The sequence below is a fragment of the Polaromonas sp. P1_F8 genome (genome assembly GCF_056405635.1).
Genome location: NZ_JBFUBS010000001.1, coordinates 1,069,322 through 1,093,042, shown reverse-complemented (window position 1 = coordinate 1,093,042; position 23,721 = coordinate 1,069,322). Strand labels below are relative to the sequence as shown.

Genomic DNA, 23,721 nt, shown 5'->3' with positions numbered 1-23,721 from the left:
CGCCTCAGCGGACAGCCTCGGCCCTAAAATGACCTTTATGTTTGTTCATTTGCGCCTTCACACCGAATTTTCAGTCGTCGACGGCACCAACCGCATCGATGAAGTTGTGGCCGCTGCGGCTGCCGACCGCCAGCCGGCCCTGGCCATCACAGACCTCAGCAATCTGTTCGGAACCGTCAAGTTTTACAAGGAAACCCGCGGTGCAGGCGTCAAGCCGATCATTGGGGCTGATGTGTGGGTGCAGGTGCCAGGCAAGGAGGCCGGGGCGCCCGCCGCGCGCCTGCTGCTGCTGGTGCAAAACCGTCAGGGCTACCTGAATCTGTCCGAGATCCTGACGCGGGCCTGGACCAAAAACGTGGTGCGCGACCAGGCGGTGGTCAAGCTAGAGTGGCTGCAGGAACTCAATGAAGGCCTGATTGCGCTGTCGGGTGCGCAGGGCGGGGCCGTGGGCCAGGCGCTGCTGCAGGGCGACAGCGCACGGGCCGTGGAATGCGCGCTGTATTTTGCGGGCCTGTTTCCCCACCGGTTTTACCTGGAGCTGCAGCGCGCCGAGCGCCCCGATGACGAACGCCATGTGGCGGCCGCCGTCCAGCTGGCGGCGCGGCTCAAGCTGCCGGTGGTGGCTACCCACCCGGTGCAGTTCCTGACTTACGACGATTACGAGGCGCATGAGGCCCGGGTGTGTATTTCGGAAGGCGAAATCCTGGGTAATACGCGCCGCGTGCGCAAGTTCACGCGGGAACAGTACTTCAAGTCGGCCGCGCAGATGGCGGCGCTATTTGCCGACGTGCCGACCGCGCTGGCCAACACGGTGGAAATTGCCCGGCGCTGCAACCTCACGCTGGAGCTGGGCAAACCCATGCTGCCCGACTACCCGACGCCGGAAGTCAATGGCGTGCGCATGCCGATCAACGAATACTTCCGCCACGCGTCTTTCGAGGGGCTGGAAGAACGCCTGGCCCACCTGTACCGCGACGTGGCCGTGCGCGACCAGAAACGGCCCGAGTATGTGGAGCGCCTGGAGTTCGAGATCAACACCATCCTCAAGATGGGTTTCCCGGGCTACTTCCTGATCGTGGGTGACTTCATTAACTGGGCCAAGAACAACGGCTGCCCGGTGGGGCCGGGCCGGGGCTCCGGCGCAGGCTCGCTGGTGGCGTATTCACTCAAGATCACCGACCTGGACCCGCTGCAGTACAACCTGCTGTTCGAGCGCTTCCTGAATCCGGAGCGGGTTTCCATGCCCGACTTCGACATCGACTTTTGCCAGAGCAACCGCGACCGCGTGATCGATTACGTGAAAGACAAATACGGCAAGGAAGCCGTGAGCCAGATCGTGACCTTCGGCACCATGGCCGCGCGCGCTGCCATCCGCGACGTGGGTCGCGTGCTCGACTTTCCGTATGGCTTTTGCGACGGCATTTCCAAGCTGATTCCGAACAAACCGGGCCAGCACATCACGATTGAACAGGCAAAAGAGCAGGAGCCCATCCTGGCCGAGCGTGAGCGCAAGGAAGAGGACGTACAAACCCTGCTGGCGCTCGCGCAAAAGCTCGAGGGCCTGACCCGCAACGTCGGCATGCATGCCGGGGGCGTGCTGATCGCGCCCAGCAAGCTGACCGATTTTTGCCCGCTCTATGCCCAGCCCGGCAGTAACTCCGCCGTGAGCCAGTTCGACAAGGACGACGTGGAGGCCATTGGCCTCGTCAAGTTCGACTTTTTGGGCCTGGCCACGCTGACCATCCTGGAAATCGCCCGGGAGTTCATCATCGCGCGCCATCCGGCGCAAAAAGACTTCAAGTTTGAAGACCTGCCGCTCAACGACCGAAAGGTTTACGAGCTGTTCGGCAGGGGGCAGACCGAAGCCGTGTTCCAGTTTGAAAGTATCGGCATGCAGCGCATGCTGAAAGACGCCAAGCCGGACCGCCTGGAAGACCTGATCGCGATGAACGCCTTGTATCGCCCGGGACCGATGGAGCTGATCCCGACCTACATCGCGCGCAAGCAGGGCAAGGAAGTGCCCGAATACCCGGACCCGCGCGTCAAGGCCATCCTCGAAGAGACCTACGGCATCATGGTCTACCAGGAGCAGGTGATGCAGACCGCGCAGATCCTGGGCGGCTATTCGCTGGGCGGCGCCGACTTGCTGCGCCGCGCCATGGGCAAGAAGAAAAAAGAGGAGATGGACGCCCAGCGCGAGATCTTCCGCAAGGGTGCGGGCGAGGGCGGCCTGAGCGAGGAGAAGGCCGACGAGGTCTTCGACCTGATGGAGAAATTCGCGGGCTACGGCTTCAACAAGTCGCACTCCGCCGCCTATGCGCTGCTGGCCTACCACACAGCCTGGCTGAAGGTGCACTACACCGCCGAATTCTTCGCCGCCAACATGACGGTGGAAATGGACGACACCGACAAGCTCAAGATCCTGTTCGGTGACGCGCAGAAGATGGGCATCCAGTTCGAGTCGCCCGACATCAATCGCGGTGACTACCGGTTCGAGCCGATCAGTGCCACATCGGTGCGTTACGGCCTGGGCGCCGTCAAGGGCACGGGCCAGCAGGCGATTGCCGCCATCGTGGCGGCGCGCAAGGAAGGCGGCCCCTTTACCTCGCTGTATGACTTTTGCGTGCGCGTGGACCGCAGCCGGCTCAACAAGCGCACGGTGGAAGCCCTCATCAAGGGCGGTGCCTTCGACAACCTGCAACTCAACCGCGCGTCGCTGCTGGCGTCGGTGGACCGCGCCTTTGAATTCGCCGCCGCAACCGAAGCCAATGCCAACCAGGGCGGGCTGTTCGACATGTCCGATTCGCACGCGGCCAGCACCCAGGAGCCGGCGCTGGTCGAGGCCATGCCTTTTGGTGTGAAGGCGCGGCTGGTACTGGAAAAAACGGCGATCGGGTTTTATCTCTCGGGCCACCTCTTTGACGAGGTGGAAACTGAAGTGCGCCAGTTTGCCAAGCGCAAGATTGAGGACCTGATCGATTCGCGCGAGCCGCAGCTGCTGGCCGCCATTTTGAGTGACCTGCGCGTCATCAACGGCAACCGCGGCAAGCTGATCATTTTCAAGCTCGACGACAAGACCGACGTGCTTGAAGCCTCGGTGGACGAAACGACCTTCAACGCCAACCGAAACCTGCTCAAGGACGACGAACTGGTGATCGTGCAAGGTACTTTGCAAGGCGCGTCGGAGCGCTTCGGCCGCCGCTTCAAGGTCACGCAGGTCTGGGACCTGGAAACTGCCCGCTGCAAATTCGGCAAGTACCTGCGCGTTGCGGTCAACGGCACGGCGCCGGATATTTCCAGGCTGGTCAGGGACTTTCCGCCGCGCCGCGAGATGTCAGACCAGGGAGAGCTCAGCCGCGGTTTGCCGGTGCGCTTGAGCCTCAGGCGCCAAGGGGAGGCAGGCGGCGTGGCGGCGGAGCTTCATCTAGGGGAAGCGGCCAAATTCTTCCCCACCGATGCCGCGCTGGCCAGCTGGATGGCGCAAGCCGACAAAGGGTTGGTGCAGATTGTTTATGAGTGAAATAGGCCTTCAGCCTAATAAGGCCGGGCGCAAGCAGCTATTGAATTGATAGCGAAGTGTTTGCGGTCAAGCCTAGTCCTTAGGCCTGAACTCCAGGATCATGGGTGTCGGGACACGTCCATCCACGTCGCGCGGCATGGTGCCCGTGCGGATGATGGCCTTGATCACCGCGTCGTCCCATGCCTTGTTGCCGCTGGATTTGACCAGGCGCTGGCTGATGACGGTGCCGTCCAGCGTGGTGCGCACTTCTACTTCGGCAGTCGGGTTGCCCGCAATGTCTTCGGTAAACACAATGTTGGGCACAACCTTGGCCCTGACCTTGCCGCCATAACTCGCTGAGGGCCCACCGGCTTTTTGCGCCGTGCCTTTGGCCTCGGCGCCACCAGTGGCACCGGCCTGGCCCATCATCCGTTTGAGGTTCTCGTCGCGCAGCTTCTTCGCTGCAGCATCGGCCAGTTTTTGCTTCTCGTCGTCTTTCGCGTCCTGCTTCTTCGCTTCGGCCTTTTTGGCGTCTTCAGCGGCTTTGCGTTTGGCCTGCTCTTCCTTGGCCTTCAGTTCTTTTTCCTTTTTTGCGAGCTGCTCGGCCTTGAGCTTTTCCTGCTTCTGGTTCTCGGCCTCTTTTTGCTGCTGCAGCAGCTTGCGTTTTTTCTCCTGCTCCAGGGCGATGTCGACATTGGGCGCTGGCGGCGGTGTCTTCACTTCCGGCGTGGGGCGTGCGGGTGGAGGCGGCGGTGGGGTGGGGGCTTCCACCAGTTTGGGCGCTGCCGCCTGCGGCACGCTGGACCAGATTTCGGCGTCAAACGACACGGCCTTGTCGCTGTGCTTCCAGTTGATGCCCCAGGTCAGCGCGGCCATCAGCAGGATGTGGGCAAGCAGGGCCAGCCCGAATGCGCGCAACGACCCGCTGTCGCGGGGCGGTCCGAATTCGAGGCGGTCTGCGGCGCTGGGCATGGTGGGTTGTGGGTGGCTACTTGTTGCCGGTTTGCACCGAAAGGCCCACGCGCGACACCCCGGCTTTTTGCAGGTTGTCCATGACCTGGACCACGGTTTCGTACTTGATCGATTTGTCGGCGCTGATGACCACGGGCACAGCTTCGGCGCCGGCGGCTTTCACGGCCGGCTCCAGCCGGGCGATGTCACCTGCGACGTTGCGCACGTTGCTGGGCACGCTGTCGGTCTTGATCTTGATCTGCACGGTTTCATCCTTACTGATCAGGATCTGCACTGGGTTCTGCGGCTGGCTGGGCGCCTTGCCGACCTTGGGCAGGGCGATCATGCTGGGCGTGATGAGCGGCGCCGTCACCATGAAGATGATGAGCAACACCAGCATGACGTCGATGAACGGCACCATGTTGATTTCGCTGATGGTGCGGCGGTTGCGGCCGCGGCGGGAATTGACTGCTGGCATGCGGTCTCCTTACAGCTTTAGTGTCCCGAAGGAGATTGGGCGCCCAGGTTGCGCTGCAGGATGTTGGAAAACTCTTCGATAAAGGTTTCGAGCCGGTTGGCCACACGGTCGATGTCGTGCGAGAACCGGTTGTAAGCCACCACGGCTGGAATTGCAGCGAACAGTCCGATGGCAGTGGCCACCAGCGCCTCGGCAATGCCCGGTGCCACCGTAGCCAGCGTGACCTGCTCCAGGGCGGCCAGGCCGGTGAAGGCGTGCATGATGCCCCAGACCGTGCCGAAGAGGCCGACGTAAGGCGAGACGGAGCCAACGGTGGCAAGGAAGGAGAGATTGGCTTCGATCGCATCCACCTCACGCTGGTAGCTTGCGCGCATGGCGCGGCGTGCACCGTCCAGCAGGGTGCCGGCGTCGGTGATGCGGCGCTCGCGCAGCTTCTGGTATTCGCGCATGCCGCTGGCAAAAATGCGTTCCATGGGGCCGGAGTGTTTGGCGTTTTGCGCAGCGCCGGCGAACAGGTCGTTGAGGCTCGTACCCGACCAGAACTCGCGGTCGAATTCGTCATTGAGCTTCTGCACTTTTTTCAGGGCAATGATTTTCCTGAAGATGGCGGCCCAACTGGCAATGGACACGCCCACCAGCAGCGCCACCACGGCCTGAACGACCCAGCTGGCATTGAGGATGAGGCTGACGATGGAGAGGTCTTGATTCATGTTGAAGCTTTGCTCAAGTTTTTAGGCTGTCAAGAATGGCAGCAGGAATCCGCCTGGGCTGCAGGCTGGCGGCGTCGACCCAGCCGATCCTGATACTTCCTTCACAGAGCAAGATGGGTGCTTGTCCCTCTTCTTGCTCTGTTTTTTGCTCTGTTTTTAATAGCACCTGCTGCCCAATTATCATGGACGCGCGGCCTGCTTCTACCAGGCTTGCCGTAACAATGAGTTCATCGTCCAGGCGGGCAGAGCGATGGTAGCGGATGCTGGTTTCTGCCACCACAAATATGCCACCGGTACTTTCCCTCAGGCGCTGCTGTTCAACACCGAGTGATCTGAGCCATTCGGTGCGCGAACGTTCAAAAAATTTCAGGTAGTTCGCGTAAAAAACAATGCCGCCAGCGTCGGTGTCTTCCCAGTAGACCCTAAGAGGCCAACAAAAAACGCGCGCGGCCGGCTTCATGCCAGCACCGCCTTGAGCCGGGCCACGGCTTCCTTCAATTGATCCATGGAGTTGGCTGTGGAAAACCGTACGAACTGTTCAGGCGCCGCATGCCCGAAGTCACGGCCCGGCGTGACGGCCAGGTGGGCGCGCTTCATGAGCTCGAAGGCGAAGTCCCAGCTGCCGCTGACACCCAGGCGGGCAGCCGCGGCGGTGCAGTCGGCGTAGGCATAAAACGCGCCGTCCGGCATCACCGGAACCGTGAGTCCCAGGCGGTTGAGCTCGGGGATGAAGTAGTCGCGGCGCGCCTTGAATTCGGCGCGGCGGCGCTCGTACTCTTGCAGACTCTCAGGCTCGAAGCAGGCCAGGGCGGCATGCTGGGCGACCGTACTGGCGCAGATAAAGAGGTTTTGTGCGATGCGCTCGATCACCGGCGCAAGCACTTCGGGCACCACCAGCCAGCCCAGGCGCCAGCCGGTCATGTTGAAGTATTTGCTGAAGCTGTTGATGCTGATCACGCTTTGGCCCAGCTCACCGGGCATGGCCAGCGCCGAATGGCCGAAGTGTTCTTCGTAGCTCAGGCCGAGGTAGATCTCGTCGATCAGCGTGATGCCGCCGCGGTTGTGCACAAACTCATGAATACGCTGCAGCTCTTCCGGTGCAATCGAGGTGCCCGTGGGATTGGACGGGGAAGCCAGCAGCACGCCGCGTGTTTTGGGGTTCCATGCCGCTTCCACCTTTTCGCGGGTCAGCTGAAAGCGTTCTTCGGCGGTGGTGGGGACCAGCACCGCATTGCCTTCTGCCGCACTGACGAAATGCCGGTTGCAGGGGTAGCTCGGGTCGGGCATCAGGATTTCGTCCCCCGCCTCAATCAGGGCCAGGCAGGCCAGCTGCAAGGCAGCGGATGCGCCCGCCGTGATGATGATGCGGCCGGGTGCCACCTGCGCGCCGAAGCGGGAGGCATACCAGCCGCTGATGCGTTCACGCAGTGCCGGCAAGCCGGTAGCCTGGGTGTACTGCGTGGTGCCGTGTTCAATGGCGCGGGTTGCGGCCTGTTGCACCAGGGGCGGCGCCGTGAAATCGGGTTCGCCGATGTTCAGGAAGATCATGGGCGATGCGCTGTGCGCAAATTCCTGCGCCAGCGCAGAGGCCGCTTTGGCAACCTCCATGACATAGAAGGGCTCAATCCGCTGAGCCCGCTGGGCGATTTTCAAGGCTGGCCTTTCACGGGGCGAGCCCCTATCGGGATTTGTCGGCGGCGACTTCAGCGGCGCGCAGCGAGGGCGCCATTTTGTTCAGGACCCCGTTGACGTACTTGTGGCCGTCTGTGCCGCCGAAGGCTTTGGCAAGTTCGATGCACTCGTTGATCACCACGCGCCAGGGCACATCGAGGCAGTGGGTGAACTCATAGGCGCCTATCCACAACACGGCATGTTCCACCGGCGATATTTCGGCCATGGGCCGGTCCAGCAGGGGCGTGATGCCCGCATCGAGTGTTGCTGCGCCTTCGATGCAACCGTGCAAAAGCGCGTCGTAGTGGGCGGAGTCGGCTTTGTGAAAACCCACGAGGTCGCGGGTAAACGCGTCAATCGAATCCGCTTCGTTTCGGCCTACCAGGTGCTGGTAGAGCGCCTGCAGCGCGAACTCGCGTGCGCGGGTGCGGGCGGATTTGTCCGCAGCCTTTTTGACGCCGGTGTCGGTCAGGCCGGTGCGGGTTTGGGGCGGGCGTTTGGGTTTGGTGATGGGGTCTGCCATGAAGTGCCAGTCAGGTTAAGGGATGCAGGAGCAGGCGCTCAGGCAATTTCATTGATCAGGTTGGCCATTTCGACGGCAACGCGGGCGGCGTCGCGCCCTTTGTCGACCTGCCGGGCTTCCGCCTGTGGGACGTTTTCCGTCGTGAGTATGGCATTGGCAATAGGCAGCTGGTAGTCAAGCGCCAGGCGCGTGACGGCGGCGCCGCTCTCATTGGCCACCAGTTCGAAATGGTAGGTCTCACCGCGGATGATGCAGCCGAGGGCGATCAACGCGTCGTATTTGTTGCTTTCGGCCAGGGCCTGCAGTGCAACGGGGACTTCCAGTGCGCCGGGCACCTTGACGTGTTTGATGTTGTCCTCTTGCACGCCCAGCGCGGACAGCTCGTGTTTGCAGGCTTCTGCGAGCGCATTGGTAATGCTTTCATTGAAGCGCGCCTGCACGATGCCGATGGAAAGTTTTTTGCCGTCAAGCTTGTCGCCTGAACCTTTTTCTGCTCCAAACACGGTGTATCCCTTTGATTGATTTTTGTTTAACGAAGTGACTAGTCTTTGGTGGTGTAGCCGACTATTTCGAGGCCATAACCTGTCATGCTGGGCATGCGGCGCGGGTTGCCCATGAGGTTCATCCGGTGCACGCCGCATTCACGCAAAATCTGCGCACCCACACCGTAGGTGCGCAAGTCCATGCGGCCGCGCTCAGGTGCCTGGCTGGCGCGTGCGGTGCCTTCAAACTGGGCCAGCAATTGCGCCGCGCTTTCACCGCAATTGAGCAGCACGGCAACGCCCCTGCCTTGTTCTGCGATGTATTTGAGGCTCTGGTCAAGACTCCACGAATGCATGGGGCGGCCTGTCTCAAGAACGTCCAGCACCGACAGCGGCTCATGCACCCGCGCAGACACCACGTCATCGGCAGACCACGCACCCTTGACCAGGGCCAGGTGCAGGCTTTGGCTGGGCTTGTCCCGGAAGGCATGGGCGGTGAATTCGCCAAAGGCGGTTTGCAGTGTGCGGCTGCCGATTTTTTCCACCAGCGAATCGTTGCGGCTGCGGTGTTCGATCAGGTCGGCGATGGTGCCGATTTTCAGGCCGTGCTCCGCCGCAAACAGCAGCAGGTCAGGAAGCCGGGCCATGGTGCCGTCGTCCTTCATGATTTCGCAAATGACGGCTGCAGGCGAGCAGCCGGCCATGCCGGCCAGGTCGCAGCCGGCTTCGGTGTGGCCCGCGCGCATCAGCACGCCGCCGTCAACCGCCTGCAGCGGGAAGATGTGGCCGGGCTGGACGAGGTCAGTGACCTTGGCATCTTTGGCGACGGCAGCCTGTACGGTGCGTGCACGGTCGGCGGCCGAAATGCCGGTGGTCACGCCTTCGGCGGCTTCAATCGACACGGTGAAGGCGGTGGAGTGCTTGGTGCCGTTGCGTGTGGCCATGGGCGGCAGTTGCAGCAGCTCGCAGCGCTCACGGGTCAAGGTCAGGCAGATCAGCCCGCGGCCGAAACGCGCCATGAAGTTGATGGCTTCCGCTGTAACGTGGTCTGCCGCCAGTACCAGGTCGCCTTCGTTTTCGCGGTCTTCTTCATCGATCAGGATGACCATACGGCCGGCGCGCATGTCGGCAACGATGTCTTCAACAGGGGAAATGGCAGTGGTCATGGTTCAGGGCTTTTTTGGGATGTTGTTATGGGTGTCGCCCAGCATGCGTTCGACATAGCGCGCAATCAGGTCGATCTCGAGATTGACGTCGGAGCCTGCTGCCAACCGGCCCAGCGCGGTGTTCTGCACGGTGTGGGGAATGAGGTTGATGCTGATTTCCGTGCCGCCCGCACCACCCGTTGCATCGGCCAGGTCGGTGACGCGGTTGACAGTCAGGCTCACGCCGTTGACGGTGATGGAGCCCTTGTAGGCCAGGTACTTGCCGAGCTCGCGCGGGGCGCGAATGCGCAGCTCCCAGCTTTCGCCCACCTGGGCGAAATGCATCACGCTGCCAATGCCGTCTACATGGCCGGAAACAATGTGGCCGCCAAGGCGATCGTGCGCACGGAGGGCTTTTTCGAGGTTGATGGGGCCGGTTTCCGCCAGGCCGGTGGTTTTGGCCAGGGATTCGGCGGAAATGTCGATGGTGAAGCGGTTGAGGGGCAGGTCCAGCGTCGTGGCCGTCATGCAGGCGCCGTTGAGCGCGATGCTGTCGCCCAGGCCCACGTCATCAAGGTAACCCGCAGGCGCCTCGATGGTGAGGCGCTTGCCGTGGTCTGAAGAGCTGCCCAGGCTTTGGATGGCGACGATGCGCCCCAAGCCGGTAATGATTCCGGTAAACATGGTGCCATTTTCGCAGGGATTCCGGGCGCGGCGGCACGGACGGCGCCAAAGGCCCGGAAAAGAGGGCGTTCAGCCGTGATTCACAGGGCTTGCGCGGCATCCGCGGGCCGGTTCAGACGTCTTTATTTAAGGAAAGATGGCCGTAGCCCAATGGTGGCGGGCGCAAGCAGCTATTATTTTCATAGCGAATATGGGGCGTTTTGCGAGCGTTCGCAGGGCAGGCCGATGTCCGCCATCGCGCTAAAAAGCGTCCCGGCCCGCCAGGCGGGCGACGATGCGCAGGTCGGGCCCGACCCTCTCGGTAGACACAAACTGCAGTTCGAGCCCATTGGCGAGTGTTTGCAAGGGTTCCAGGGCGGCCATGCCCTGGCCGGGCCCAAGCAGCCTGGGCGCCAGGTAAACCAGGAATTCATCCACCAGCCCGCCGCGAATCAGCGATGCGTTGAGCTTGCTGCCGGCTTCGACGTGCAGTTCGTTGATCTCGCGCTGCGCAAGGTCTTTCATCATGGCCGCCAGATCCACTTTCCCACGGGCGTCGGGCAGGCAGGTGACCGTCGCACCCTTGGCGACCAGCGCGGCTTCCTGTGGCGAGCCTCGTGTGGCGGTGTAAATCCACACCGGGCCGCCCGACTGGAATATCTTCGCGCCTGCCGGCGTTTGCAACAGGCTGTCGACAATCACACGATAGGGTTGCACCGGCGTTTCCACCAGACGGACGTCCAGCTGAGGGTCGTCCTCCAGCAGGGTGCCGATGCCGGTCAGTACGGCGGAGGCGCGGGCCCGCCAGGCATGCCCGTCGGTTCGCGCTTCGGGCGAGGTGATCCACTGGCTCTGTCCATTGGCCAGCGCCGTGGTGCCGTCCAGCGAAGCGGCAACTTTCAGGCGGACCCAGGGGGTTTTGCGGACCATCCGGCTGAAAAAGCCGATATTCAGTTCCCTGGACTCCCCGGCGCCCGGCCCGACCTCCACCTCCACACCGGCGGCCCGAAGGCGCTCAAATCCCTGGCCGGCCACCAGCGGATTGGGGTCCGCTATTGAGGCAACCACCTTTTTGATGCCGGCAGCAACCAGCGCATCGCAGCAAGGGCCTGTTCGTCCATGGTGGGAGCAGGGCTCGAGGGTGACGTAGGCGGTGGCGCCATTGACCGAATGGCCTTTATTCGCTGCATCGCGCAGGGCCATGATTTCGGCGTGGGGGCCGCCTGCCTGCTGGGTATGGCCCTTTCCCAGCACCTTGAATGCTTCGTCAGCAATGATGCAACCCACCGCAGGATTGGGTGAACTCAGTCCTGATGCCTGTACTGCCAGTTGGTGAAGCGCCGCCAATAGACTGGTTCGAACTTTGTCGGTCATTTGAATAGATGGTAGTTCCGTTGGAACACTCTGGTAACCCGCATTTAAAGACCAAATGTTGGCAGTGGGGCTATGTGAACTGAAATATGTTTTCGACTCGAAACCGGTAGTCCATCTTTGATGGCCGGCTTGAAACGAAGTCCCAGCAATTGTTGAAGGCCATCGGAAGAGTCCTGGCAATTATCCTGGTCAAGACATTGCACGAGCACCGCAGTCCCTGTTTGGTCAATCCAGATTTCCAGTTCTATGGCTTCCAGGCCATAGGGTAAAGACTGCTTCAGGACTTCGTCAAAATGCTCTTCGGGCAAGGCAGTTTCGTCAACGGCCTCCGCTGTCAGAAAGCTCTCGGCATCCAGGGTGACGCCTCGATCCATCGTACTGGGCGGCTCATTGGGTGGAGGGGGTTGCCGCAACGACTCGAGCGACTCTAGCGGGGCGACGCGGTGGGTCTTTGCTGGCTCGAACTTGCTTTGCCGGACGTCCCCAGCACTCAAGGCGGGTATTGCGTATGCGGTTATCGAACGCGTGGACGCACGTCGAACTCCATCCGCTGGAGATAAGCGGTGTTTTGAGTCAAAGGCAAAAAGTACAAAAAAATGAACTGTGCACACCAATACCAGAAGTGCACACTTCCACCGCCAGGACATTTATTTCACTTTAGACATTTCGGAGTGTCACTGGCGCTCGCACTTGGTACGGTGATCGAGCCAAAATTCGTTTTCACGTATGAGCCGCATTTGTCGCCGGACATCGAATTTATGGGTGCGGCAGTCACTGTATAGGCTGCAGCCGTTACGGCGAGGGTCACTGAGTAATTGGCCCCGCCTGTACTGGGTATTACTGAAAATCGCGCGATGAAACCCGCATTCGTATTGTTGGTTGGCGGATTGCTGGCGTAGTTGTTATTTTCGGTATAAAACCGCTCCATCCACCCCTCCGCCTTTAATACCTCCGCTCGCGCCTCCGCGCGCTTGCCGCGTTTGACGTATTCCGAATACGAAGGAATAGCTACGGCCGCAAGAACTCCGACGATGGCCACCGTGATCATTAATTCTATGAGCGTGAATCCGCGCTGGTTCTGGTTTTTCATAAATAGCTTCCTCATTGCTCGGTTAGCGATTGCGCAGGATTTCGCGCCAGGTCAGGCGCCCGTCGCTACAACTGCCAGTGCGAAATGTCGCATCCAAGCCACCTGAGCCTTTTGCAGACAGATTGCGGAATACGCATTGATTGGGATCTTTGGGTTTCCATTTCGGGTTGCATGTCGCGGGGTCTGGGCACAACACGCACTCGGTGGGAGCAGCCGGGTTACAGACACAATTGGCGCTTCCTGCGGTGCAAGCAGTATCGCTGATGGGGGGCGTGGGTACCCGGTAAACGCCGCCTCTGGCGATCTCAAAGCTGTTACTCGAAGATCCGCCTGCAACCACAAAACCGGGGATGGCCGGTACCCCATCCAATATGCCGGCGGGAGGAGTTCCAGAAATGGGATCCAGGGTGTAATCCTTGCTGATACTGTCAACACGGCATCCGTCTGAGGTTCCCTCTGGCGCCAGCGATTTCAGTAGGACCCGATTGGAATCGAGCGCCAGCATATTGAATACCAGGCCGTCAGATGGCAAGGGCAGATTCATGTACCAGCCTTTTTTGGTGATGTAACTCACCGGATTGTTCGATACCATGGGTTCGCCGGTCACCGCAAAAGTGACTGATTTCTGCACAAGATCGGTGAGTCCTACCGTCAGAGTGGTGGTGTTGCCGGGGCGGTCGTAAATGCCATAGACGGTGTTGGAAAAGGACACTGACATCGGGTAGTCGGTGCTTTCAAGGGATTTACCCGTTCCAAACACAATTTGGTAACCGCCGTCCGGATGAGGGAAGGGTTGAACCACCGTGGTAATCGGTTGAACCACGACGGTTGTACTGCCAGTGATTGTCGTGCTGGCCTGGTAAAGCGGCACGTTGCTGGTAGTCGCAACTTTCCAGAGTGCCGGGTTGGTATTGCTCACATCAAACTTCCAGACATTCCCCTTCAGGTCGCCGGCATAGACCACGTCGATCACGCCATCATTGTTGGTGTCGATGGCGGTCGCCATCGCGAGCCCGTTGTTGGGTCCGTCGCCTGCAGTTCCTGTAGGAATTTTGATGTAGTGGGTCCCCGCAGTCCAGGTGGTCGTGCCCGCGCTGGCTGGACCATCGGCAAAGAGAATGAACAGCGCTGCTTTGCCACTGGTGCTGTTGTAGCCGTTGCCATAAATGGCGGCCCATTTTCCGTTGGCCATATAACCCGTCTGGAATGGTTGCCCATTAGACCTTGTGGAAGGGCGGCCCACGATGTAACCCATATCAGGGTCGCCGGTCGCTTCACTGAATTCCCATTTGGCCACCGAGGTGGAGGCTTCCGTCACATTTTGCGGTTTGGTGACGTCCAGGGCGTAGACCCCCTTGCCGCCTCGACCGAATGTTCCAAAGAGATAGGTGGCCCAGGTTCCTCCGACTTTCATGTCGGCAGCCATCAAGCTTCCGTCCATATTGACGCTGCTGGTTCCCGAAGCGAGGGCGAAGTTCTTGTCGGTGATTGCCGACAGCTTGGAATACGGCGCGGTTCCAGATGTGGAATAAAGCGCGCGCGGAACATAGGCAAACAACTCGTCCCCGTTTGCGACATTGATGGCATGCAACATCCCGTCATTGGCCGCTACAAAAACCGCATTGGTAGCCGTATTCGTTGTTCTGAATGTGCTGTAACCGCCTCCATAAGCCGTATTGGTATAGCCGGCAGAGGGTGGCCCCACGTACCACGGCGTGGAGTTGACGATTGCTCCGAGTTTGGTGGTAGGCCTTTTACGTAAACCACCTGTCGTGGTTTCATTGGTATTGTCGCCCCGAAGCCAGGTCAGGCGGTTTTGCCCTATTGCCACCGTATCGACTGCCCCGGTTTGGGGATTGGTTCGCAATGCCGTTTGCTGTGCTGTGTTCAGGTTGGCCCATCTGAAGGGAATGGTTCCTGTACCGGTCAAGGAGAGTATTTTTCGTCCCGTATCCCAGTTCTGGATGGTTAGTCTTGCGCCGGCATCCCAATCTGCCGTGGTCGAAGGATTCCCGTCGCTCTGGAAGCTATACCGGAAAAACTGGCCGCTGGCGTCAGCGTCAGTGCTTGCGTTGGCGGCCTTGATGCTGTGAGTCGCCTGGAAGGCATAACCGCCTGCATCGGTTCGCGCTGGTGTGGCGGTTGGAGCAGAGCCACCGGCCTTCAGGATGGTAGCAAAGACCTGGTCCAGCGATTTTTCCAGCTGCGCCGGATCAACGGCGTAGAAGAAGTTGTCGGGGGTGCCGTCGGCGCCCGTCGATCCATCGGCTTTTTTATTGTCCCAGTGGTCGGCCGGGAGAATGGCGCCAAGGGTGTATGTCGTCGTTTTATCGCGATCAAAACCGCCGTATTTGGCGGCGTACCACAGCGGATCTTGAAGCTCTTCCCCACTGACGCCCACCATGGTGTACGACGCCGTGGTTGCGGTCTGTGCGACCCCGCAATTGTTGCAACCGCCACTGGCATTCATGTTGGCATTCCCGGGGAACCCTGGTGTGACGGTGATATTTTTCGGATCGGTGTAATCGAAACTTTCAATGCCGGAATGAAAATGGACGCCGTCTTTGCCGCTGGTGCCGCTGATGGCGTAACCAAAGCCTTGGGCGTTAACCGTTGCTTCAGCGGCAACATAAGTCTTCACGCTGATGGTTGTGCCAACGACGGAATATTCAAGAATGCCCAGAACGTCCTGGTCATAGTCGCCGCCCTGTTCGGAGTCCTCCCAGTTGATGAGGTATTTGCCGGCCGTTGGGGTCTGGGTAACGACCTTGAAATCGACCAGTGTTCCCCCGCCCTCACCATTGGTAGGGTGAATCATGCGATACGCCGGCGAGATGAAGACGAACTTTCCAGCTTGGCCTGGCACGGGGATTTTGATGCGGGGGTTGCCGGTCGCAAGGGCCACGCTGTAGGTGTCTACCCTGAAGGCACGCCTGTTGTTGGCCGGAATGGTGAAGTCGCTTCGGATAGGATTTACGTGTGCGTAGAGCGCAGCGCCGGCCATTTTGTAGCCCCCGAACTGGGTGGGTGCTTCGGGGCAGATGCCCGTTGCATTGGCGAGGGATGTGGCGCCTGAGAAAGTCAGCGCCTTGTCGCTGCAATAGCCGTTGTTGTCCGTACCATTTCGCCCAATCGGCCACATTTTCCCGGCAGCAAACAGACCTTCTGCCGCGCCGATCTGGTTGGTATAGGTGTCCACCGTGGTGGTAGACATGCCCGAAACGCTTGGTGCGCCTGTCCATTGGTCGTTGTCAAACGAAGTCACGCTCGCGTTGAAGTTCACAATATTGCTTCTGCGGCACAACCTGTCACCAAAGGCCGCTACCGTTGAAGTCGCAAAAGGGTCCGACCAGGCGGTAATGGTCAAGCCCAGGCTGTTGTCCCTGGTTGCCGGGGAAGCCACGTAGGCGGCGGTGGCCGACGCCCCCGCAAGGTACCTGAGTGACTCCAGGTACATCTCACCCAAAGGGTTGCCCCAGCTTGAGCATTGCCCGTCTATCAAGCCGGTCTGCTGGAAATTACATTTGCCGACGGTACTTTCATACGTACCGTCGGCGTAGCTGTATCCGTAAATCTTGAGCTTGTTGAGCGTGGTGACAATGCCGTTGAAGTTCTTGAACTGGCCATCGTCAATATCGACTTCATCGGTAAACGACGCCACATTTTTGCGCAGCACGCCACCCGATATGTTTTTGTCGTAACTTCCGGTCATCAACCCAAAAGCGGCCTCATTTCTTTCGCCGTATTTCTGGAGCAGGCCAACAGGTTTGTAATTTCCCAGTGGATAAAGTTTGCAGCGTGCATCTTCGTCGGAGGTGAATCCGCCGGTCAAGCCGGTTTTGCAAACTTCCACCCTGGCGGTATAGCTGCCTGCTGCATACCCGGTCCCCAGCGCCTTTGTAGCTTGGGGCGGGCTATCGCTTTGTGCATTCAGCCCTGTTAAGGCCGGGTCGTTTCCGTTCTTGCCCTTGGTGCCATCGTTTGTTGGCAACGCTTCTTTCCAGTAACACTGCCAGCGTTCGTTGGCGTTCCACAGCGAATAATTGCCATCCGCAACAAGAATGGACGGTGCAGCAGTATTGCTGAAGGAGGCATTGCACAGCGTGATTTCGGCCTTCGTAAAAGGCGTCAGTTTGTTGATGTCTGCACCCACATAGTATTTCGCGAACGCATGGGCATCTGTCGGCAAATGGGCACGCTCCAGCACCGTCAATGACGTGCCTGAAACGATCGAATCATCCGTGCTTCTGAACCCGCCGTAGAGAATCCGGCGGACCACGTCCATGCGGGTCATGGTTGCCCAGTTCATGAAATTGCCGCTCCATTCCGAGCTTCCGCCGGTGTAGTTGCAATAGCCGTCGCTGGCCACCTGCCGGGTTGGAAAAAATCGGTTGTTGGTGGTGCTGTACTGGTAGCAGCGCTGGTTGTCAAAGTAACCGTAGTACTTGTAAGCGTGTTTGTATTGGGTCTCTGGAGCACCGTCGCCGTCAAGGTCGGAATATTCGTTGTAAGCCTTGTAGAAAAGCTGATGGTCGCGCGACATGTTGAGCATGACCATGGGCGCGCCTTTTATCTCTGAAAGAAAAGGCGGCAAAGGCGTGAAGTTCACCGCATGCGTTTGCAATGCCAGCAAAGCGCTGCCCAGCAGCAGTACGAGTTTGAAACGCTCCCTGAGCCAGGTATAAACGGTTTGTTTTTTAAACCAAGATATTCCGTGAGTAGTAGTCATATAGGGAGTGCCTTAACTGCGGACTGAAGCATGATCTGGGTGGACGTGTTTGCGCCAAAACCGACGGCCGTGACGCGATAGACGGTGGAGTCGCCCAGGGGAAAGTATTCAAGTAAATAGCGCGGCTGTTGTGCCACCACAGGAAGTGCCACCGCACCCGTGTAGGTGCCGTAAGCGACGCTTGCACCGCCGGTGGCCCACTTGGTGGTGTCTTCCCACACCGGGGTCACCATGGCTTTGGAGTCACATCTGCCTAAAGGGCAAGTCGTGTCGAAGCCGTCGCCGCGGTTAATCAGTTCGGGCCGGCAGCCGGCAGCGGATGCTACGCACGCCGAGCCATCGACGCGCGTGTTTTTAATATCCAGTTCCGCGTCACGCAAAGCCGCTTCGGCTGCCTGAAAGGCCAAATTACGATCAGACTCGTTTCCTGCGATCCGCGCTGAGAAGGTCGAGCTTTGCATCGCGGTAACTCCGAGAGCGCTCAGAATTAGCAGAAAGATCATGACAATGACCAGCGATATCCCCCGTTGACTCGAGGTGCGTGGCGGCATGTCCCAACGAAAATGATGAGTGCTCTTCATGCTGATGGTGTCCTGTTTCGCAAGTTCACAATGCTTGTAAACCGTCGAAAACTCTGTGAGGGTGGAGGTGTAAAACTGTTTCCATAGCAATCAGTAACTTGCGTCGCTGTGTCGTTGCCCGACGCCTGGATGGATTTGGTCAGTACGCACACCTCTACAGCCACCACACCCTTCCAGTTATCTGCGGTGTCGAGGGCGGCGGCTGTGTTGCCGGTTTGCGCCGCATTTTTATCTATGTCGGATGCCGTCAGGTACGTTACGGCCATCTGGTGGACACCGGGGATGAGTGGCTGTGCCTGGAATGTCGCGGTGGCTCCCGCCGCCGTTGTTGGGTCCGTGACGCAGCTCAACTGTCCCATGGTGGTGGTTCCATAGGGCGTCTGGGCCGTCGTGGTGGAAATAAAGAAATACGACCTCACCTCGTAAGTCGGACTGCCACCTGCGGGAACACTTGCAACGGTGACCGGTGCATTTCCCAGGCAATCGAAACCCTGAAATTTCGCACCGGAGGTGTTGTTCGCGTCGGTATCGTAGAAGACACCAATGGAGGCGGATCGTGTGGTGCCTACCGGGGTAGAACTCAAACACGCCAGGTCTGCGGCCGATGTTGCTGCTTTAGGATTGGCCATCCCAAAATCACAGCCACGGATTTTTAAATCGCTCGGGCCTTGTGGCCCATTGGCGTTGGGGTCAATGGAAACGTATCCGGCGCTTTGAATATTTCTCGCGAGCAGGTTCAGCGCAAATCGGCCGCTTTCCTCCATTTGCGAGTTTTCGGTGACTGCGTTGAAGGCCTGCTTGGAATACAGATAGGTTGACGAGGCAACGATGGCCAGGACAAGTCCGATGACCAGACCAACCATCAACTCGATCAATGTCAAGCCCGAGTTTTGTCTCGGCCGGGAGCTCCGTAAAGCTTGAATGGGGCGCATGGTCGTGCTCATGGAATGATGTCGGTTCTAAAGCACCGGACCCCTGCAGGCACTGCTGCCGCTGCCGGGCAACAATTTCGCCAGGCGATGCCGCTGGTTGTGCTGGTACAAGCGGTGGACGATTGAAGGACGCCTGAGGCGTTAACAAACTCCTTGTCCATGTACATGGCTGTAACGATAAAGCCGGTATTGCTGGCACCCTCAAGATTGACGGCGCCTCCGGGAAGGGCTGCTTGCGCTTTTGCCAGCCACGATGCCAAGTCGTCACCGGCAATCTGCGCTGTTGTGCAGGCAGCGCCCGAGGTGCGGCAGTTATTGCTGGTGATGTTTGCCGCCTTGGCGGTTGTGTAGTTGGCCGTGTAGGTGTAGTAGTTATTGGTGGCGCCAAGAGGGTTCGCCCTGATGCGCTCGGCGATGTCGCCGGTCAGCTCGGCAATTCGGTGTATTGCCCAGGAGGATTTTTGGTAGGCCAGCGCATTCGCCTGCAAACTGGCCATACCTAACAAGCCCAGCGACAAGACCAGAATCGAGACGAGAGCCTCAATCAGTGTGGCGCCGCGCTCGTGACGATGGAATAACTGGATTTTTTGTTTCTGTTTCATGGTGAGGTCATGGTCAAAATGCATCACATTGGTTGGCGGAAAATGGGATAACCCGGACGCGTCCTGGCTTGCTTATGCAAACAGATCTTCCATACTTGAATTCGTATTCGGTGTCTGATGCCGCCACGGCGTGGATATCGAAACGGTGAGCAGTTTGCGACATACCCACCGCGCCAAACTTGATGTTTCCAACACCTGCGGGCCTGACGAAAGCAGTTTCGATCCCATTTACATCCATCGCAGGTACGGTTTTGAGCAGGATGTCACCGGCGTTTCGGGTATCGCTACCATCTACGTCCACGAACACCTGGATTTCGTATTCATTCCAGAGTTGGGAAGAGGCACAGGTATTGGCGCCGTTACTTTTTGGGCAAATGATCACCGATTGATTCCGTACAAGGGCTTCACTGCGAGCGTAGTTAATCAGCCCTACAAATCCGTTGACGTTGGAGGACAGCCGGTTGCTAACAATGAACGACCTCAGGTTTGGCAGCGCCACGGCCATTAAAACGCCCAGAACGGTCACGGTGATCAATAGTTCGATCAACGTGAAACCCTTTTGAAGGCGATCAGTGCGCAATGTGTGAAGACTCATTTACGCAGTGTAAGCAAGCCCTACAAAAAGAACGCTGCCGCCCATCGCGACCAGTGCGCCACCTGTCGGCGCCAGGGTTTTCCCTTAGCGCCGGACCTCGTCCACCAGCGTCTTGAACTCGTCAATATCCTCAAAGCTGCGGTAGACGCTCGCAAAGCGGACATAAGCGACCTTGTCGAGCTTGCGGAGTTCACGCATGACGAGCTCGCCGATGCGGTTGGACGGCACTTCGCGCAGCCCCAGGCTCAGGAGCTTTTCCTCGATGCGTTCAACCGCCGAATCGACCTGCTCGGTGCTGACGGGCCGCTTGCGCAGCGCCAGGTTCAGGGACGCCAGGACTTTGCTGCGCTTGTACTCGATGCGCCTGCCGTCCTTCTTGACGATGGACGGGAAGGTGACATCGGGCCGCTCATAGGTTGTGAAGCGCTTTTCACACGCACCGCACTGGCGGCGGCGGCGTATGAATTCGGCGTCTTCGCCCACCCGCGTTTCCACGACCTGGGTTTCAAGGTGGCCGCAGAACGGGCATTTCATGAGAGGTAGCCCGAATTTGAAGGTATAAATTGGCCTCCAGCCCAATCAGGACGAGCGCAAGCAGCTATCAAAATCATAGTGCCTGCGCTGTCCGTCATGATCAGCGGTAGACCGGGAAACGGCTGGTCAGGGCGTGGACCTTGGCACGGACCGCTTCAATGTTGGCCGCGTCGCGCGGGTTGTCCAGCACGTCGGCGATCAGGTTGGCCGTGGCGCGGGCTTCTTCGTCCTTGAAGCCGCGGGTCGTCATGGCCGGGGTGCCGATGCGCACGCCGCTGGTGACCATCGGCTTTTCAGGGTCGTTCGGGATGGCGTTCTTGTTGATCGTCATGTGGGCGCTGCCCAGCACGGCTTCGGCTTCCTTGCCGGTGATGCCCTTGGCGCGCAGGTCAACCAGCATGACGTGGCTTTCAGTACGGCCGCTGACGATACGCAGGCCGCGCTGCGTCAGGGTGTCGGCCACGATCTGCGCGTTTTTCACGACCTGCTGCTGGTAAGCCTTGAACTCGGGCGCCATGGCTTCCTTGAAGGCCACGGCCTTGGCTGCGATCACGTGCATCAGCGGGCCGCCCTGCAGGCCTGGGAAGATGGCGCTATTGATGGCTTTTTCGTGCTCGGCCTTCATCAGGATGATGCCGCCGCGCGGGCCGCGCAGGCTCTTGTGTGTGGTCGACGTCACGATGTCGGCGTGCGGCACCGGGTTGGGATACACGCCCGCAGCCACCAGGCCGGCGTAGTGGGCGATGTCGACCATGAAGATCGCGCCGACGGCCTTGGCCACCTTGGCGAAGCGCTCGAAGTCGATGCGCAGGCTGTAAGCCGACGCGCCCGCGATGATCAGCTTGGGCTTGGTCTCGTGAGCCTTGCGCTCCATTGCGTCGTAGTCGATCTCTTCCTTGTCGTTGAGGCCGTAAGAGACGACGTTGAACCACTTGCCGCTCATATTCAGGGCCATGCCGTGCGTCAGGTGGCCGCCTTCGGCCAGGCTCATGCCCATGATGGTGTCGCCGGGCTTGAGGAAAGCCAGGAACACGGCCTCATTGGCTGAAGCACCGCAATGCGGCTGCACGTTGGCGGCCTCGGCGCCGAAGATGGCCTTGATGCGGTCGATGGCCAGCTGCTCCGCCACGTCAACGTGCTCGCAGCCGCCGTAGTAGCGGCGGCCGGGGTAGCCTTCGGCGTATTTGTTGGTGAGCTGCGAGCCCTGCGCGGCCATGACGGCGGGCGAGGCGTAGTTTTCGCTGGCAATCAGCTCGATGTGGTGTTCTTGCCGGGCATTTTCAGCCTGGATGGCGGCGAAGATTTCGGGATCGGTTTGTTCGACCAGGATGTTGCGGTGGTACATGGCAGTCCTTAAAGACGTGGTCCCTGCTATTGAAACAAGGGCTGCCCAGGCGAACGGCTGAACGCTTCGGCCCAACGGCTTTCAGCGGTGCGCTTCCCAGTGGTGTCCCACGTCAGCTCCAATGGTTGCGAAAACCTTGAGCCTATCGCCAGTCGCGCACCTCGCTAGTGTAACTGAGCGCGCCCAAAACCTGCCGCCTCCGGGGTTCTTCACCTGCAGCCCGAAAAGCAAAAAGCCGGGGCGCTGGCAGCGGCCCGGCTTTTTGGCAGTGCATGGGGTGAAAAGGCCCCCACAAAGCGGCCGAATCAGGACTGGTTCAGCAGCGCCACCTTGTCAGGCGTCTTGCCTTCAGCGTCGGGTGTGGCCGGCAGGGAGGCCGGTACCGGGCGCGACGTGCCACCGGGTGTGGTGAAGAAAGGCGAGGGCGCACCGCGCTTGGAGGCAGACGCCACCACGGCCAGCAGGCGGGCATGTTCGCCCATCACCTTGCCGGCGTACCCGCCGTCGTCGTCCATGTTGGCTGCGCCCACATAGTATTTGAGGCCGCCCTCGACAGAGCCGGCGCGGGCGATGCATTCCTGCAGCACCTTGACGCCTACGCGCAGGTTGGTCACCGGGTCAAACGCCGCCAGCTTGCCGCCGAAGTTGTCGTACTTGTCGTGGTGCACCTTGGTCATGACCTGCATCAGGCCCTGGGCGCCGACCGGGCTCTGCGCAAACGGGTTGAAACCGGACTCGATCGCCATGATGGCCAGGATCAGGGTGGGGTCGAGCTTGGCTTTCTGGCCGATCTCGAAGGCCTCGGCCACCAGCACGCTCAGCGGCTCGGGCGCGACGCCGTACTTCTTGCTCAGCCAATAGGCCACTGCCGCCTGTTGGGCGGGCAGGTCTTTCGGGTTGGACGCCGTGGCGCGCTCAATGGCGGCCGGCTCGGTAAAACCGATGGCAGCCTCCTGGCGCTGCTGCAGCCAGGTCATGAGCTTGAATTCACCGGCCTGACGCAAGTCGGGCCGGGCTGTCAGGGTGATCACCGCAAACACGACCGCCAGGCCCAGAAGGGCGAAGCTGTTGTGGGTAATCTCGAAAAAGCCTTGGGAGATGTCGTCAACAATGTTTGAAACACTGCTTCGCACATTCTTGATGTGTGCGTTGACATTCAGGTTAAGGCCGAATTGTCCTAGCGCTGTCATAGCACTCCTTTCTACGCTTGCAGGCCCTTTGGGGGCCAGGCAGGCTTTGATTGGGTCGCCATCAAACCAAGGCAAGCCTTGTGGGTGTTGACCCTTGTTTGACGTTGCCGGCTTCTTTGAGGAATAGGGCAGCGGGTTCGGGTTGTCCCTAGGATTCGTGGGACTGGCGGGATTCTATGGGGTTGGTTAATAACCTGTCAATAATAACAAATCAATTCTTTATATCAAAAAGTCAAATAAAAACCTTGATTTCCGGCAAAACCGGCCTGAATCAAGGTGTTTACGGGCTTTATTTGAGATGGAGCTCTAAGTTAAGTTTTGCCTCTAAAAAGCGCGATCAGCCTTTCGCGGCTGCGGTTGTAGGCCGTTTTCCATGTTGCATGTAGTCGCCGGATCGGCGCCTGCGGCCGGCCTGGGTTGCCTGGGAGCACACAAAAAGGCAGCGGCAATCACATCCTGCGCTGTGATTGAAAAGATGGTCTTGCTTGCGGGACGGCAGGGGTTTAACCTGCAATTGCGTGTTCACTCACGCATCAACCGGGTAACCAACCCCGGAAAATCTGGAAGCAATCACTTGCTTTCATCGCACTGGAGACGATAACTCTCTTCTTTGCGGAACCCCGACGG

General features: G+C 59.5%; 21 protein-coding genes and 1 riboswitch. Of the genes, 1 reads left to right on the top strand and 20 read right to left on the bottom strand.

Going from position 1 to position 23,721, the window contains the following annotated elements:
- Positions 1 to 37: 37 nt before the first annotated feature.
- Positions 38 to 3,520: a DNA polymerase III subunit alpha gene (gene dnaE / locus AC1D1J_RS05100; RefSeq protein ID WP_477694034.1), complete on the top strand. Its 3,483-nt coding sequence runs from the start codon at positions 38 to 40 to the stop codon at positions 3,518 to 3,520.
- Between the two features lie 72 nt (positions 3,521 to 3,592).
- On the opposite strand, the gene tolA is transcribed toward dnaE, so the two are convergent.
- From tolA to AC1D1J_RS05000, 20 genes are all read right to left on the bottom strand, one after another.
- Positions 3,593 to 4,471: a cell envelope integrity protein TolA gene (gene tolA / locus AC1D1J_RS05095; protein WP_477685314.1), complete on the bottom strand. Its 879-nt coding sequence runs from the start codon at positions 4,469 to 4,471 to the stop codon at positions 3,593 to 3,595.
- 16 nt (positions 4,472 to 4,487) lie between these two features.
- Positions 4,488 to 4,928, bottom strand: a complete 441-nt coding sequence (locus AC1D1J_RS05090) for a biopolymer transporter ExbD (protein ID WP_457280237.1) — start codon at positions 4,926 to 4,928, stop codon at positions 4,488 to 4,490.
- Between the two features lie 17 nt (positions 4,929 to 4,945).
- The gene (tolQ, locus tag AC1D1J_RS05085) at positions 4,946 to 5,638 is read right to left on the bottom strand and encodes a protein TolQ (RefSeq protein WP_457280238.1); all 693 of its coding nucleotides are present in this window, start codon (positions 5,636 to 5,638) and stop codon (positions 4,946 to 4,948) included.
- A gap of 13 nt (positions 5,639 to 5,651) precedes the next feature.
- The gene (locus tag AC1D1J_RS05080; protein WP_477694033.1) at positions 5,652 to 6,098 is read right to left on the bottom strand and encodes a tol-pal system-associated acyl-CoA thioesterase; all 447 of its coding nucleotides are present in this window, start codon (positions 6,096 to 6,098) and stop codon (positions 5,652 to 5,654) included.
- Positions 6,095 to 7,291 carry a pyridoxal phosphate-dependent aminotransferase gene (locus tag AC1D1J_RS05075; RefSeq protein ID WP_477694032.1) on the bottom strand — a complete coding sequence of 399 codons (1,197 nt, stop codon included), beginning with the start codon at positions 7,289 to 7,291 and terminating at the stop codon, positions 6,095 to 6,097. The genes AC1D1J_RS05080 and AC1D1J_RS05075 overlap by 4 nt, the downstream gene beginning before the upstream one ends.
- A 25-nt stretch (positions 7,292 to 7,316) precedes the next feature.
- On the bottom strand, positions 7,317 to 7,832 hold the full coding sequence (nusB, locus tag AC1D1J_RS05070) for a transcription antitermination factor NusB (protein ID WP_348045906.1): 516 nt from the start codon (positions 7,830 to 7,832) through the stop codon (positions 7,317 to 7,319).
- Between the two features lie 38 nt (positions 7,833 to 7,870).
- Entirely contained in the window at positions 7,871 to 8,335 is a 465-nt protein-coding gene (ribH, locus tag AC1D1J_RS05065) for a 6,7-dimethyl-8-ribityllumazine synthase (protein WP_477685317.1), read from the bottom strand.
- 38 nt (positions 8,336 to 8,373) lie between these two features.
- A complete protein-coding gene (gene ribBA, locus AC1D1J_RS05060; protein WP_477685318.1) occupies positions 8,374 to 9,480 on the bottom strand; it encodes a bifunctional 3,4-dihydroxy-2-butanone-4-phosphate synthase/GTP cyclohydrolase II in 1,107 nt (368 codons plus the stop codon).
- A gap of 3 nt (positions 9,481 to 9,483) precedes the next feature.
- Positions 9,484 to 10,143, bottom strand: coding sequence for a riboflavin synthase (locus AC1D1J_RS05055; RefSeq protein ID WP_477694031.1), 660 nt, complete (start codon positions 10,141 to 10,143; stop codon positions 9,484 to 9,486).
- Between the two features lie 240 nt (positions 10,144 to 10,383).
- A complete protein-coding gene (gene ribD / locus AC1D1J_RS05050; RefSeq protein ID WP_477694030.1) occupies positions 10,384 to 11,496 on the bottom strand; it encodes a bifunctional diaminohydroxyphosphoribosylaminopyrimidine deaminase/5-amino-6-(5-phosphoribosylamino)uracil reductase RibD in 1,113 nt (370 codons plus the stop codon).
- A 44-nt stretch (positions 11,497 to 11,540) separates the two neighbouring features.
- Positions 11,541 to 11,870, bottom strand: coding sequence for a hypothetical protein (locus tag AC1D1J_RS05045; protein ID WP_477685321.1), 330 nt, complete (start codon positions 11,868 to 11,870; stop codon positions 11,541 to 11,543).
- 278 nt (positions 11,871 to 12,148) lie between these two features.
- On the bottom strand, positions 12,149 to 12,586 hold the full coding sequence (locus tag AC1D1J_RS05040) for a type IV pilin protein (protein ID WP_477685322.1): 438 nt from the start codon (positions 12,584 to 12,586) through the stop codon (positions 12,149 to 12,151).
- A gap of 22 nt (positions 12,587 to 12,608) precedes the next feature.
- Positions 12,609 to 17,315 carry a pilus assembly protein gene (locus AC1D1J_RS05035; protein WP_477685323.1) on the bottom strand — a complete coding sequence of 1,569 codons (4,707 nt, stop codon included), beginning with the start codon at positions 17,313 to 17,315 and terminating at the stop codon, positions 12,609 to 12,611.
- The gene (locus AC1D1J_RS05030) at positions 17,312 to 17,896 is read right to left on the bottom strand and encodes a pilus assembly PilX family protein (protein WP_477685324.1); all 585 of its coding nucleotides are present in this window, start codon (positions 17,894 to 17,896) and stop codon (positions 17,312 to 17,314) included. The genes AC1D1J_RS05035 and AC1D1J_RS05030 overlap by 4 nt, the downstream gene beginning before the upstream one ends.
- A complete protein-coding gene (locus AC1D1J_RS05025) occupies positions 17,893 to 18,840 on the bottom strand; it encodes a PilW family protein (RefSeq protein ID WP_477685325.1) in 948 nt (315 codons plus the stop codon). The genes AC1D1J_RS05030 and AC1D1J_RS05025 overlap by 4 nt, the downstream gene beginning before the upstream one ends.
- Positions 18,837 to 19,430 (bottom strand): type IV pilus modification protein PilV, encoded by a 594-nt coding sequence (gene pilV, locus AC1D1J_RS05020; protein ID WP_477685326.1) that lies wholly within the window; start codon positions 19,428 to 19,430, stop codon positions 18,837 to 18,839. The genes AC1D1J_RS05025 and pilV overlap by 4 nt, the downstream gene beginning before the upstream one ends.
- 13 nt (positions 19,431 to 19,443) lie before the next feature.
- Positions 19,444 to 20,025 (bottom strand): GspH/FimT family pseudopilin, encoded by a 582-nt coding sequence (locus tag AC1D1J_RS05015; RefSeq protein ID WP_477685327.1) that lies wholly within the window; start codon positions 20,023 to 20,025, stop codon positions 19,444 to 19,446.
- A gap of 84 nt (positions 20,026 to 20,109) precedes the next feature.
- Positions 20,110 to 20,559, bottom strand: coding sequence for a transcriptional regulator NrdR (gene nrdR / locus AC1D1J_RS05010; RefSeq protein ID WP_457280253.1), 450 nt, complete (start codon positions 20,557 to 20,559; stop codon positions 20,110 to 20,112).
- A gap of 100 nt (positions 20,560 to 20,659) precedes the next feature.
- A complete protein-coding gene (gene glyA, locus AC1D1J_RS05005; RefSeq protein ID WP_477694029.1) occupies positions 20,660 to 21,904 on the bottom strand; it encodes a serine hydroxymethyltransferase in 1,245 nt (414 codons plus the stop codon).
- Positions 21,905 to 21,940: 36 nt separating this feature from the next.
- Positions 21,941 to 22,070: riboswitch (ZMP/ZTP riboswitch) on the bottom strand.
- Positions 22,071 to 22,209: 139 nt separating this feature from the next.
- Positions 22,210 to 23,094 (bottom strand): lytic transglycosylase domain-containing protein, encoded by an 885-nt coding sequence (locus AC1D1J_RS05000; RefSeq protein ID WP_457280255.1) that lies wholly within the window; start codon positions 23,092 to 23,094, stop codon positions 22,210 to 22,212.
- Between the last annotated feature and the right edge of the window lie 627 nt (positions 23,095 to 23,721).